This is a genomic window from Streptomyces smaragdinus, assembly GCF_009604385.1.
Lineage (GTDB): Bacteria > Actinomycetota > Actinomycetes > Streptomycetales > Streptomycetaceae > Streptomyces > Streptomyces smaragdinus.
In genome coordinates this window covers 47773-60601 of sequence record NZ_WEGJ01000041.1, presented here as the reverse complement: position 1 = coordinate 60601, position 12829 = coordinate 47773, and the positions used below count along the sequence as shown (strand labels likewise).

Below are 12829 nucleotides of genomic sequence, written 5' to 3'. Positions count from 1 at the left end.
CGCCCCCGCCCCGGCCAAGGACACGCCCCCCGCCGACCCGCGTCCCGGGCCGGGGCAGTAGCCGCCTACTCCACCAGCGCCCGCTCGCCCGCCGGCTCCCGCACCTCAGGTGCCGGAGCCGGCCGGCGCGGCGCCGCGAACAGCGCCACCGGCACCGCCAGCGCCGCCACCCCCGCCGTCACCCAGACCGCGGGCGTGAAGCCGTCGAGGAACGCCCGCGTCCCGCCGTACCCGCCGTAGCGCGCGAACACCGCCGCCGCCAGCGCCACCCCGAACGCCCCGCCCAGCTGCCGCAGCGCGTTGCTCACCCCGGAGGCGACCCCGGCCTCCGCCCGGGGCACCGACCCGACGACCGCGTTGGCCACCGGCGCCAGGCACATCGAGATCCCCACCCCCGCCGTGACCAGCCCGCCCACGAGGTCCCCGTACCCGGCGTCCACGCCCGCCGCCGACGCGACCCACGCCAGGCCCACGGCCTGCAGCGTCATCCCGCCCACCAGCAGCGGCCGGTTGCCGACCCGGTCCGCGAGCGCCCCCGCCAGCGGCGCGACGACCGCCGGGGTCGCCGTCCACGGCAGAATCCGTACCCCCGCCTCCAGCGGCGAGTACCGCATCGCCGTCTGCATCAGCTGCACGAACAGGAACAGCGCCCCGTACAGCGACGTGACCTGCAAGAACCCCACCGCGTTCGCCGCGCTGAAGTCCGGCCGCCGGAAGAAGCCCAGCGGCAGCATCGGATGCGCCGCCCGCCGCTCCCACACCAGGAACCCGGCGACCAGCGCCGCCCCCGCGACCAGCGACGCGACGACCTCCCCGCTGCCCCAGCCCAGATCCGGCGCCCGCACCGGCCCCCAGGTCAGCGCCAGCAGCCCGCCCCCGGCCAGCACCACGCCGGCGAGGTCCAGATGCGGCCGCGGGCCGTGGCTCTCGGTCAGCCTGAGCAGCGACAGCGGGATCAGCACGAGCCCCACGGGCACGTTCAGCCAGAAGATCCACTGCCAGCTGATCCCCTCCACGATCGCCCCGCCGACGGCGGGCCCCGCAGCGACCGCGAGGCCGCTCACCCCCGCCCACAGCCCGATCGCCGTCCCGCGCTTCTCGGCGGGGAAGGCCTCGGCGATGAGGGTGAGCGCCAGCGGCAGCACCAGCGCCGCGCCCGCGCCCTGCACGGCGCGGGCGGCGATCAGCGGCCCCGGCCCGCCGGAGAGCGCGGCGGCGACGGAGGCGGCGGTGAAGAGGGCGAGCCCCGTGACGTACATGCGTTTGCGGCCCAGCCGGTCGCCGAGGGCGGCGGCGGTGAGGATGAGGCAGGCGAGGGCCAGGTTGTAGGCGTTGACGGTCCATTCGAGGTCGGCCAGGCTCGCGCCCAGGTCGACCCGCAGCACGGGCAGCGCGGTGGCCACCACGAGCGTGTCCAGGGTCGCCATGAAGCCGCCGAGCGACGCCAGTACGAGCGTCCACCCCCGGCGGCCCGACGAGTCGTGCGTCATGTCTGTGATCTCCAGTCCCGTGGTCCGGTCGAAACAACGGGATAGAGACCCGCGGGGCCGGCCCGGCTCATCGGTGCCGCCCGGGAAATCTCAGGAGTCGAGCCGCTCCGGCAGCCCGAACCGCGCGAACGGCACCGGCCGGCGGAACGCGGTCACCCGCGCGATTCCCCCGGCCGTCAGGTCGACGACCTGCAGCGCGTCCGCGTGATACGACCCGTCCGCCGCCCGCGCGTACGTCCCGTACGCGGGCTGCCCGTTGGCCACGACGGGCACCAGCCGGAAGAAGCCCGGCCCGAACCGGTGCACGTGGGACGCGAGGAACACCGCCACGTCCGCCCGCCCCCGGAACCACACCGGCACCGGTGGCATCTCCATCACCACGTCCTCGCGCAGCAGCTCCACCAGCCCCGCCACGTCGGCCTTCTCGAACGCCTCCACGTACCGGTCCAGGAACCCCTGCGCGGTGCGGTCGTCCAGCCCCGGCGCGGTGGCGTCCTCCCGCGGCGCCACCGCGCGCAGCCGGTCGCGGGCGCGCTGCAGGGCGCTGTTGACGGCGGGCGAGGACGTGTCCAGCAGCTCGGCGGTCTCGGCCGCCGTCCACCCCAGCACCTCCCGCAGCAGCAGGACGGCCCGCTGCCGGGCGGGCAGATGCTGCAGCGCGGCGACGAACGCCAGCCGTACGCTCTCCCGCTCGGCGACGGCCGCCGCCGGATCGTACGACCCCGGGAAAGGCCCCCGGAACGGCCCCGGGAAGGGCTCCAGCCACTCCACGGCGTCGGCGGCCGGCCCCGGCCCGCGCTCCGGATACGCCCCCGGCGCCCCGAGCCCCGACGGCAACGGCCGCCGCCCGCGCCGCTCCAGCGCCGTCAGACAGGCCCGGGTGGCGATCCGGTAGAGCCAGGCCCGTACGGACGACCGCCCCTCGAACCGGTCGAACGCCCGCCACGCGCGCACATAGGTGTCCTGCACCAGATCCTCGGCGTCGTGCACCGACCCGAGCATCCGGTAGCAGTGCGCGAGCAACTCGCCCCGATACGGATCAGCCACCCGCGCGAAGTCGTCGCGGTCCGCCATCTGCCCCTACCTCTCTGCAGAACTGTGCCGGACTAATGACCCGCCGGAACACGCGGATTCATCGGCGCACACGGAAACGGGCGGCCCCGGGAGGACCGCCCGTCCGACAGAGCCAGGTCTCAGACCCCGGCCGGCACCTTCTCCGGCGCGGCCTCCTCGGCCGGCACCGGAGCGTCCGGAGCCACGGCCGCCCGCTTCGGCAGCGCGAACATCAGCAGGAACACCAGCCCCAGCACCCCGCTCACCCACCACATCGCGTTGCCGAACGCCGTGACGAACGCCCGCTGGCCCTCCACCGGCAGCTTCTCGTCGACGACGGAGAAGAACACCACCGACGTCAGCCCCAGCCCGAGCGCGAACCCCGTCTGGTTGGTCGTGTTGATCAACCCCGACGCCGAACCCGCGTGCTCCCGCGGCGCCTCGGAGAGGATCGCGTCCGTCAGCACCGCGAAGATCAGTCCCATCCCGGCGCCCATCAGCACCAGCGGCAGCACCATCTGCCACGACGAGATCCCCGTCCCGTACCGGTCCGCGAAGCCCAGGTAGACCAGCCCGCCCGCGACCATCGTCAGCGCGCCGGTCTGCAGCGTCCGCCGGGCCCCCAGCAGCGGGGCGATCTTCCCCACCGACATCCCCGCCGCCGCCGAGCACGCGATCGAGAACGGCACCCCGGTCAGCCCCGCGTGCAGCGGCGTCCAGCCCAGGCCCAGCTGCATGTACAGCGTCCAGACCAGGAAGAACACACCCAGCGTCGCGGAGAACGCCAGCTGCACCCCGATCCCCGCGGCGAACCGCTTCACCTTGAACAGCGACAGCTCCACCAGCGGCGACCCGTCCTTGCGCGTCTTGTACCGCTCGTACGCCACGAACACCATCAGCAGCGGCACGCTCGCCGCCATCGACACGAAGCCCCACACGGGCCAGTCGTGCTCACGCCCGGTGGTCAGCGGGTAGAGCAGCGCCAGCAGCCCCGCGCTCGCCAGCACCACGCCGATCAGGTCCAGCCGCAGGGCCTGCGGGGCGGTGGACTCGTCGATGTAGCGGCGGCCCATGATCAGACCCGCGATGCCGACCGGGAGGTTGATCAGGAAGATCGGCCGCCAGTCGAGACCGGCGATGTCCCACTGGGTGAGCAGCGCGCCGAGCAGCGGCCCGGTGACCGCGCCGAGCCCGACGATCGCGCCGAACATCCCGAACACCTTGCCGCGCTCCTCGGCGGGGAAGGTGACGTGGATGATGCTCAGCACCTGCGGCACCATCAGCGCTGCCGTCCCGCCCTGCAGGAACCGCGCGGCGATCAGCAGATCCGGGTCGCCGGCGATCCCGCACAGCAGCGAGGCGGCCGTGAAGCCTCCCATGCCGAGGAGGAAGACCCTGCGCCGGCCGTAGATGTCGCCCAGCCGGCCGCCGGTGATCAGCCCGATGGCAAAGGCGAGCGCGTAGCCGCCGGTCACCCACTGCAGGGCGGTGTACGAGGCGCCGAGGTCGTCCGCGATGGACGGCAGCGCGATGTTCACGATCGTGGCGTCCACCAGGTCCATGAACGACGCGGTCAGCAGCACGGCCAGGGCGATCCAGCGGCGGCGGTCGGCCGCCGTCGCCGGGCCGTTCCCTGCGGCGGATTCAAGGGCGTTGTGTGAGGTCATGGCTCTAAACTAGAAGCCGTATAGGACAGATCCGGTCCTAGTTGGCGGGGATGCTGGAAACATGACGACAGAAACTCCGAAGAGGCTGCTGCAACTGCTCTCCCTGCTGCAGACGCCCAGGGAATGGCCGGGGAGCGAGCTCGCGGGGCGGCTCGGTGTGACGACGCGGACGGTGCGGCGTGACGTGGAGCGGCTGCGGGATCTGGGGTATCCGGTGGAGGCGACGAGGGGCGCCGTCGGCGGGTACCGGCTGGTGGCGGGGGCGGCGATGCCGCCGCTGCTGCTGGAGGACGACGAGGCGGTGGCGATCGCGGTGGGGCTGCGCGGCGCCGCGAGCAGTGACGTCGAGGGGGTGGAGGAGGCGTCCGTACGGGCGCTGGCGAAGCTGGAGCAGGTGCTGCCGTCGCGGCTGCGGCGCCGGGTGAAGTCCCTGGGGTCGGCGACGACGCTGCACCGCTGGCAGGGGCCGCGCATCGACCCGACGGTGCTGACCACGCTGGCGACGGCGTCGGCGGCGCGGGAGAAGCTGCGCTTCGGCTACCGGGCGGCGGACGGCGCCGAGACGAAGCGGCTGGTGGAGCCGCACGGGCTGGTGTCGGCCGGGCGGCGCTGGTATCTCGTCGCGTACGACGAGGGGCGGGCGGACTGGCGGGTGTTCCGCGTGGACCGGGTGACCAAGCCGTTCCTCACGGGCGTCCGGGCGGCGCCCCGGCAGCTCCCGGCGGCGAGCCCCGCGGAGTTCATCGGCGAGCGGATGACGCGGGACCGGCCCGTGTACCGGGTGGAGGCCACGCTGCACGCCCCGTACAAGGAGCTGGCGCCGCGGATGGGGGACGCGGCGAGGCAGCTGGAGGTCGTGGACGAGCACCGCTGCCGGCTGCGGCTGGAGACGGAGGCGCTGGACTGGGCGGCGCTGCGACTGGCGGGGCTGGGCTGCGACTTCGAGGTGCACGAGCCGGCGGAGCTCACGGCGTATCTGCGCGAACTCGGCGAGCGGGTGACCCGCGCGGTGGGCTGAACCAGAACTCAGGCCGCCACGCGCCGCCGCGGATACCGCTCCCGCACGGCCGTTATGCACCGGTCCCGCGACGTCGGCCCACCGAAGCGGAGCCGGTCGTACGCCGTGAACGCCGGCTCCAGCACATGCAGCTCGTCCACCAGCCCGTGCAGCTGCCGCAGCCACTCCGTGGAGTGCGGCGACGGCGCCCGCAGCGCCGCGTCTATCGCCGCGACGAGATGGTCCTTGCGCCGGATCGTCGTCGGCGTGACGGACACCAGGCACACGTACCGCCCGCTGAGATACGCGGCCCACTCGGCCTCCCCCTCGGCGGCGTCCTCCCAGTGCGCGGTGAACCAGCCGTGCAGCCGCTCCACCCCGCCGGCCCGGTCGGTCAGCGCGAACAGGTCGACCGGCACCATCTCCGCGCCGTCCGAGCGCAGATACCCGGGCAGCGGCAGCAGTCCGACGAGCATCTGCCCGCGCACCTCGTCGGGGTCCTGGCCCCGGGTGGCGCACAGCTCCTCGAGCACCGTGAACTGCCCGCTCACATAGGTGTCGTCGGCCGGGGTCATCGGATGGTCCCCGTTGACCTCACGGAAGCGGGCCGCCAGAGCCGTCCTGCGGTCGATCGGCATCATGTCCCCCTCGGGTCGCCGGTGCGATGGATGTCAGCCCCCGACTCTAGGACACGCCACCGACAACTCCGCCCGCGCGTCCCCCCACCAGGGCCTTCAGCCCTCATCCCCGGCCAGTGACTCGGCCAGGTCCGCGGCCAGCTCCCCGTACAGTTCCTCCGGCGTCATCCGCGCCAGCTCGGCCATCTCCTCGTCCCACTCGCCCGCCATTTCCGCCAGCCCCGTCTCGATCCCGCCCCGGATCCGCCGCCGGAAGACCCGCGCCGCGACCGCCACCGGCACCCGGAACACCCCCCGCCCGCGCGGCGCCAGCTCCAGCGTGATCCGCCACCGCTCCGTCCCGTCCGCGGCCGGCGTGACCCGGAACGCGACGGCCCCCACCCGATGGGTGACCCGCCCGGTGAGCGGCGCCCCCCGCCGCCGGTCGGCGGCCTTCCGCAGCGGTCCCGCCGCCGCCCACCACCGCTCCAGATCCAGCTCCAGGGCGAAGTCCACCCGCCCCCACCCGCGGAACCACCGCAGCCCGGTGAACATCACCCCGCCCGACACCCGCAGCACCCGGGGCCGCCCGACACTGCTGAGCGACGCCGAGCCCTCCGCGACGAAGTCCAATCCGTCGTCGAACTCCAGCCGCGCCGCATGCTCCACGTCCGGATCCCAGGCGGTGACCCGCACCAGCGTCAGCTCGTCCGGGCTCAGATACTCCACCCCCGGCCCCGGCTTCTCCCGCCCCGCGTCCGGCAGCCCCTCCTCGAGCACCCGCACCCCGATCCGTACGGCCTGCTCGAACCGGTCGCGGGGAAGCCCCAGGACCGACACCCGAAAGCGATTCATACGCCCAGGGTGCCGGACCCCCGGCAGAACCAACCACCCTCACTTCACCGCGAGTTCCACCGACCGCCGCCCGAAGTCCCGCACTCCCGGCACCGCCGCCGTCCCCGCGCAGGCCACGGCCACCAGCACCGCCGCCGCCACCAGCGGCACCCCCGGCCCCCACGCGCCGGCCGCCAGCGGGCCCAGCACGTAGCCGACCGGCATCGCGGCGAGCGACAGCAGCCAGTCGTACGACACCACCCGCGCCAGCACCGGCCCCGGGATGGCGTCCTGCACGGCCGTCTCCCACACGGGGTTGAGGAAGCCCAGCGCCGCCTGCGCCACCCCGTACGCCCCGACGATCACCCACAGCGGCGCGGGCACCGCCAGCAGGGCGAGCGGCGCGGCGTAGACCGTCAGCCCCAGGTTCCCCGTCAGCACCGGATTGCGCGGCCGCGCACGGTCGGCGACGAGCGAGCCCACCAGCAGCCCCGCCCCGCCGGCCGTGGTCAGCGCCACCCACGCGCCCTCCCCGCCCAGCTCCTCCAGCGCGACGGCCGGCCCCAGCGTGGCCAGCACCGCCGCCGCGCCGTTCCACACGGAGTGCGCGACGAGCGACGTCCAGTACCAGTCCCGCGACCGCACCTCCGCCCACCCCTGCCGCAGATCCGCGAAGAACGGCCGCCGCTTTGGCGCCACATGCCTGACCCGCACCAGCGCCAGCAGCCCCGCGCTCACCAGATAGCCCACGCCCACCACGACGAACGCCCAGCCCGCCTCCGCGAGCAGCAGCACCCCCGCCAGCGGCGGCCCGGCGAGCCGGCTGGCGGAGGTCGCGGCGCCGATCGCCGCGTTCGCCCGCTGCCGCGCGGCCGGCTCCGTGACGGTGCCGATGACCAGCGGCGAGAACGCCGGCTGCCCGAACGCCGTCGCCACACCCCCGCACGCCTCGGCGACCGCGAGCTGCCACAGCTCCGGCGCCCCGCCGAGCAACTGCACGCCCACGAAGACCTGCGCCACGGCCCGGACGAGCGCGGTGGCCATCCCGATCGTCCGGGCGTCGAACCGGTCCCCGGCCACCCCGCCGACCGGCAGCAACAGCAGCCGCGGCACCATCGCGCAGCCCAGCAGCAGCGCCAGGTCACTCGTCGAACCGGTGACCTGCAGTACGGCCAGGGCCAGCGCGACGGGCGTCACGGCGTCCCCGAGCAGGGCCAACGCCCGGCTGGTGAACAGGAGTCGGAAACGTCTCGTCCGCAGCGGATGCGGGGCAGCGGTCAGCATGGCCGCGACAGTACTTCGACGCCGAATTATTCGTCAACGAAATATATGGAGCCGGAGCTACGATGCCGCCATGCCCGCCCCCCGCGACTGGACCGACACCCACCTCGACGACTGGCTCGCCGTGCTGCCCCACCTCGACCGGGACATCGAGGGGATCGTCACCCGCGCCAAGCGGCTCACGGACCATCTGCGCCGGGTGAAGGAGCGCTCCCTGACCGAGACCGGCCTGGAGCGCCACGAGTACGAGACCCTCCACAAGCTCTCCGGCCGCGGCGGCCGCGCCACCCCCTCCGAACTCGCCGCCGACCTGGACCTCGCCCCCGCCTCCGTCACCGGCCGGCTCGACGGTCTGGAGCACCGCGGGTTCCTCGTCCGCACGCCGTCCGCCACCGACCGCCGCCGCGTCGACGTGGCGATCACCGAGGCCGGTACGACGGCGTGGCGGGCGGCGCTGGACCGGCTCGGCGACGAGGAGGACCGGGTGCTGGGCGTGCTCTCCGCGCCCGAACGCGCCCGGCTCTCCGCCCTCCTGCGCCGGGTGATGGCCGAGGTCGAGCGGTCCTGACGGCTCACCGCCAGGGCTGCCGCCCCGGCCCCGTCGGGTGCACCCCCGTCACCCCGCTGACCAGCGAGTACAGCGAGGTCGTCGCCGTGAGGAAGAGCCGGTTGCGCTTGGCCCCGCCCCACGAGATGTTCGACACCGCCTCCGGTACGTTGATCCGCCCGATGAGCGTCCCGTCCGGGTCGTAGCAGTGCACGCCGTCGTTCATCGCCGCCGCCCACAGCCTGCCGCCGTCGTCGAAGCGGAGGTTGTCGAACCGGGCCTCGGGGCGGGCGGACGCCTCGGCGAAGATCCGCCCCTCGGACAGCGAGCCGTCCTCGCGGACGTCGAAGACCCGGATGTACCCGGCGCGGGTGTCCGAGACGTACAGCTGCCGCTCGTCCGCCGAGAAGACCAGCCCGTTCGGCGCCGCGAAGCCGTCCGCCGCCAGCCGCACCTCGCCCGTCGCCGGGTCGGTCCGGTAGACGTTGTTCGCGCCGATCTCGCTGTCCGCGCGATAGCCCTCGTAGTCGCTGGTGATGCCGAAGTCCGGGTCGGAGAAGTACACCGTCCCGTCGGACCGCACCGCCGCGTCGTTCGGGCTGTTCAGCCGCTTGCCCTGCCAGCGGTCGGCCAGCACCGTCACCGTCCCGTTGTGCTCGGTGCGCGTCACCCGGCGGTTGCCCTGCTCGCAGGTGACGATCCGGCCCTGTCCGTCGAGGGTGTTGCCGTTGGTGTGCCCGGCCGCGCGGCGGAAGACCGAGACGGCGCCCGTCTCCTCGTCCCAGCGCAGCATCCGGTCGTTGGGGATGTCGCTCCAGACCAGCTGCCGCCACGCCGGCAGATACAGCGGCCCCTCCGCCCAGCGGCACCCGGTGTACAGCACGTCGAGCGTGTCGTCGCCGTTCATACAGCGGCCGGTGCGGAACCGGTCGTCCAGGCACTCGTACAGCGTATCCATGGAACACCCCACCTATCCGAATGAATTCCTGCCGTAAGCGAGTATTGCAGGATGGGATATTGTCGCGGCAAGCACATTCCGAACGGAGACCCATGGACGCCATCGACCGGGCCCTGCTGACCCGCCTCCAGCAGGACGCCACCGAGTCCTACGCCGCCCTCGGCGCCGCCGTCGGACTCTCCGCGGGCGCCGCCCACGAGCGCGTGCGCAAGCTCCGCGAGCGCGGCGTCATCCGCCGCACCACGGTCGACGTCGACCCGGCGGCCGTCGGCGGGGGAGTGCTGGCGTACGTGATGGTCGAGTCGACGTCCTGGATGGGGGAGTCGGCGGACCTCTTCGCCGCCCTGCCGGAGATCCAGGAGGCGCACGTCATCGCAGGTCAGGCGTCGGTGCTGGTGAAGGTCCGCACCGCGACGACCGAGCAGCTGCAGGACGTCCTGCGCCGGCTGTACGCGATCGGGGGCGTGAGCGGCACCCGGGCGACGGTGGTCCTGGAGACGTTCTTCGAACGCCCGGTGCCGGTCCGCGGGGAGTGACCGAGGGCAGACCTGCTGACAGACCGTACAGCATGGTCAAGAGGCCCGACGGCTCCTTGCGTTCGCGGCGAAAAACCTGTCAGCCTGATCGCGTAGCAACCGCTCGCGCTTGGGAGTCCGCCGATGCTCACCGACGACGAACGGGCCTTCTACCTGCGTCCGAGCCGCGCGTCCGACCTCGGGGCCGGGGGCCCGCCCGATGAACTGCCCGCCGATCCGGGCGAGTTGGCGCTGCTGGTCCGTGGCCTGATGATGCACCCCGTCGAGACCGAGTGGCGCTTCGCCGAGGAGATCCCGGCCGGCCGGCTCGCCTCCGACCCCGACACCCGCTACGCCGCCGACATCCTCCGCCTCGTCCTCGCCCGCGACCCCGCCCCCCTCACCCGGCCGCGCCGTCTCGCCGACCGGTTCGTCGGGACGTGCCGCGACTTCGCCCTGCTGCACAGCGCGCTGTTGCGGCACACGGGCACGCCCGCGCGGATCCGCTGCGGCTACGCGACGTACCTGGTCCGGGACTTCCACGAGGACCACTGGGTCACCGAGTACTGGGACGAGACCCGCGGCTGGACCCTCGCCGACGCGCAGGTGCTCGGCGATCCGGTCGCGGCCCTCGCCGAGAAGGAGCGGTACGAGATCCCCTTCGACCCGCTGCGCGTCCCCCGCGACCGCTTCCTCGTCGCCGGCGACGCCTGGCGCGCCTGCCGTACGGGCCGCCGCGACCCGCTGACCTTCGGCGTCAGCGTCCTGCAGGCGCTGCGCGGGCTGCCGGAGGTCCAGGGCAACCTGGTGAAGGACGTCGCCGCCCTGAACCGCGTCGAGGTGCTGCCCTGGGACGGCTGGGGCCTCGCGGAGGCCGTGCCGGAGCTACTGGGGGGCGCCGACTACGCGGTGCTGGACGCCGCCGCCGAGGCGTCCTCGTCGGCCGGGTTCGACCGGCTGCGGGAGCTCTACCGTACGTACGAGGGCCTGCGCGCGCCCCGCATGATCGTCTCCCACTCGGCGTACGCGGGCGAGCACCAGGTCCTGCTGCCCGCCGAGGCCGCCTGACCTACGTGCCCCTGGCCTCGGCCCCGGCCCGGACCTTGGGGATCACGAACTCCTCCATCAGCCCCACCGCCTCGCGCACCAGCGGCCGGAACGCCCGGTAGCGGGTGAGGCGGACGACCTTCGACACCATGGGGGTCAGCCGGTGCACGAAGGCGCGGGTGCGCTCGGTGTCCTCCGTACGGTCGAAGACCCAGTACAGGACGACGCCCATCAGATGCAGCCACAGCAGGTCCGGCAGCAGCTGGCGCAGCTCGGCGTCGATCTTCGGCCCGAGCTGCGAGCCGTCCAGCACGTCCCGGAAGATGGCCACCGCCTCCGCCCGCGCCGGATGCGAGTCGTCGGAGAACGGGCTCAGCGGGCTCTCCGGATCGGCGGCCGTGGAGAAGAACTGGGCGGCGAACTCGTGGTACGGCGCCGCGCAGTCCACCCAGGCCATGACGGCGATGTCCATCCGCTCGCCGAAGTCCGTGACCCCGGCCATCCGCTCCCGGGCCACCAGCGCGTGCTCGCGGGACATCCGGTCGTAGAAGCCGGTGATCAGGGCGGCCTTGGAGTCGAAGTAGTAGTAGGCGTTGCCGACCGAGACCCCGGCCTCGGCGGCGATCGCCCGCATCGTCGTCTTGTGGTACCCGCGTTCCTGGAAGAGCCGCATCGCCGTCTCGAGGATCAGCGTGCGGGTCTCCTCGCCCTTGGTCTTCGCGGGCGCGGACGGGCCGGCCCCCGTGGACTGCTCGGGGGCCGGTTCGGTGGCGGGTTCGGGCTTCATGTCGTCGAAGACTATCCGGGCGGGGCGGCGCATCCGTCGTCGGTGCAATTCCGGCTCCAGCCCTGGGCCGGGTGGTAGCGCCAGCCGTCCCGGGCCGGGTAGGCCCCACCGCCCCAGGAGCTTGCCGAACGCGCCCCCCGGTACTTGGCCGCCGCCAGCACCGCCGCCCGGGCCAGACCCATCCCCGCCCCCGACGACAGCCGGTGCGCGGTGGCCCGGTGCGCGTGCAGCGCCCACAGCACCACGATCCACGCCCGCGCCCCCCGGTAGACCTGCCCCGCGTCGCCGACGACGGTGATCTCCTCGCGGGTGGCCGGATGGTCGAGCCCGGGGAAGCGGCGCCGCGCCTCGGCCGAGCCGCAGGGGACCAGATCCAGCGGTACGAGCTGACGCTGGCGGGTGAGCCAGTTCCGCAGGAAGACGCAGAGCGAGCAGCCGGCGTCGTACAGCACCGTCAGCCGGCGCAGCGGCGGCCGGGCGGCGGTGCGCGCCGCGTTCTGGGTGAGCCGCACGGTACTCAGGCCCCGGCCGGCGCGGCGTCGGCCCAGGCGTCGGGCTCGACGGGGGGCTGCTGCTCGCGCTCCAGCAGGCTGCGGCGGCGGTAGCGGCCGAGGACGAAGACGTTGGTCAGATGCATGCCGCCGAGGACGAGCAGCACGATGCCGAGCTTGCCGGCCAGGGTCTCGACGACCTCCTGCTGGCTGTCGACGTCGGTGCCGGTCTTCAGGAACAGGGCCACGAAGCCCAGGTTGACCAGGTAGAAGCCGACGACGAGCAGATGGTTCACGGCGTCCGCGAGCTGTTCGTTGCCGCGCATCGCGTCGGCCAGGAAGACCTTGCCGTTGCGGCTCAGCGTACGGGCCACCCAGACGGTGAGGCCGATGCTGACGGCGATGTAGAGCACGTACGTGAGCACGGTGAGATCCATGGTTCCGCCTTCCTTGAACGTGTTCAATTCTCCTTACGGACAGGAAGGTAGCGGGAATCTTGAACGTGTTCAACTGATGGGTACGAAGAGACCCGTATGCCGTGCGTC

14 protein-coding genes are annotated in these 12829 nt (G+C 73.5%); 4 read left to right on the top strand and 10 right to left on the bottom strand.

Annotated features, from left to right (window positions below; all coding sequences use genetic code 11):
• Positions 1–65: 65 nt before the first annotated feature.
• From SRB5_RS30710 to SRB5_RS30700, 3 genes are all read right to left on the bottom strand, one after another.
• Complete coding sequence (locus SRB5_RS30710; protein WP_153456736.1) at positions 66–1490, bottom strand: DHA2 family efflux MFS transporter permease subunit; 1425 nt, start codon at positions 1488–1490, stop codon at positions 66–68.
• Positions 1491–1580: 90 nt separating this feature from the next.
• On the bottom strand, positions 1581–2564 hold the full coding sequence (locus tag SRB5_RS30705) for a sigma-70 family RNA polymerase sigma factor (protein WP_153456735.1): 984 nt from the start codon (positions 2562–2564) through the stop codon (positions 1581–1583).
• A 119-nt stretch (positions 2565–2683) separates the two neighbouring features.
• Positions 2684–4210 carry an MFS transporter gene (locus tag SRB5_RS30700; protein WP_153456734.1) on the bottom strand — a complete coding sequence of 509 codons (1527 nt, stop codon included), beginning with the start codon at positions 4208–4210 and terminating at the stop codon, positions 2684–2686.
• Between the two features lie 61 nt (positions 4211–4271).
• Between SRB5_RS30700 and SRB5_RS30695 the strand changes: the two genes are divergently transcribed.
• Positions 4272–5228: a helix-turn-helix transcriptional regulator gene (locus SRB5_RS30695; RefSeq protein ID WP_153456733.1), complete on the top strand. Its 957-nt coding sequence runs from the start codon at positions 4272–4274 to the stop codon at positions 5226–5228.
• A gap of 8 nt (positions 5229–5236) precedes the next feature.
• Here SRB5_RS30695 and SRB5_RS30690 read toward each other — a convergent pair whose 3' ends face one another.
• The 3 genes from SRB5_RS30690 to SRB5_RS30680 all read right to left on the bottom strand — a co-directional run bounded on the left by SRB5_RS30690 (position 5237) and on the right by SRB5_RS30680 (position 7942).
• On the bottom strand, positions 5237–5848 hold the full coding sequence (locus tag SRB5_RS30690) for a DUF6058 family natural product biosynthesis protein (RefSeq protein ID WP_153456732.1): 612 nt from the start codon (positions 5846–5848) through the stop codon (positions 5237–5239).
• A gap of 93 nt (positions 5849–5941) precedes the next feature.
• On the bottom strand, positions 5942–6679 hold the full coding sequence (locus tag SRB5_RS30685) for a hypothetical protein (RefSeq protein WP_153456731.1): 738 nt from the start codon (positions 6677–6679) through the stop codon (positions 5942–5944).
• 39 nt (positions 6680–6718) lie between these two features.
• Positions 6719–7942 (bottom strand): MFS transporter, encoded by a 1224-nt coding sequence (locus SRB5_RS30680; RefSeq protein WP_153456730.1) that lies wholly within the window; start codon positions 7940–7942, stop codon positions 6719–6721.
• A 70-nt stretch (positions 7943–8012) separates the two neighbouring features.
• Between SRB5_RS30680 and SRB5_RS30675 the strand changes: the two genes are divergently transcribed.
• A complete protein-coding gene (locus tag SRB5_RS30675; protein WP_153456729.1) occupies positions 8013–8507 on the top strand; it encodes a MarR family winged helix-turn-helix transcriptional regulator in 495 nt (164 codons plus the stop codon).
• 4 nt (positions 8508–8511) lie between these two features.
• Here the strand turns inward: SRB5_RS30675 and SRB5_RS30670 are convergent, their stop codons facing one another.
• Positions 8512–9444, bottom strand: a complete 933-nt coding sequence (locus SRB5_RS30670; RefSeq protein WP_153456728.1) for an SMP-30/gluconolactonase/LRE family protein — start codon at positions 9442–9444, stop codon at positions 8512–8514.
• A 92-nt stretch (positions 9445–9536) separates the two neighbouring features.
• On the opposite strand from SRB5_RS30670, the gene SRB5_RS30665 reads away from it, so the two are divergent.
• Positions 9537–9980 (top strand): Lrp/AsnC family transcriptional regulator, encoded by a 444-nt coding sequence (locus SRB5_RS30665; protein ID WP_153456727.1) that lies wholly within the window; start codon positions 9537–9539, stop codon positions 9978–9980.
• Between the two features lie 123 nt (positions 9981–10103).
• Complete coding sequence (locus tag SRB5_RS30660) at positions 10104–11027, top strand: transglutaminase-like domain-containing protein (protein ID WP_153456726.1); 924 nt, start codon at positions 10104–10106, stop codon at positions 11025–11027.
• A 1-nt stretch (position 11028) separates the two neighbouring features.
• Here SRB5_RS30660 and SRB5_RS30655 read toward each other — a convergent pair whose 3' ends face one another.
• From SRB5_RS30655 to SRB5_RS30645, 3 genes are read right to left on the bottom strand one after another with little or no spacing between them, the layout of a single operon-like run.
• Positions 11029–11793 (bottom strand): TetR/AcrR family transcriptional regulator, encoded by a 765-nt coding sequence (locus tag SRB5_RS30655; RefSeq protein WP_153456725.1) that lies wholly within the window; start codon positions 11791–11793, stop codon positions 11029–11031.
• 11 nt (positions 11794–11804) lie between these two features.
• Complete coding sequence (locus tag SRB5_RS30650; protein ID WP_153456747.1) at positions 11805–12314, bottom strand: thiol-disulfide oxidoreductase DCC family protein; 510 nt, start codon at positions 12312–12314, stop codon at positions 11805–11807.
• Positions 12311–12721, bottom strand: a complete 411-nt coding sequence (locus SRB5_RS30645; RefSeq protein WP_153456724.1) for a hypothetical protein — start codon at positions 12719–12721, stop codon at positions 12311–12313. Before SRB5_RS30645 ends, SRB5_RS30650 begins: the two co-directional genes overlap by 4 nt.
• Positions 12722–12829: the final 108 nt, after the last annotated feature.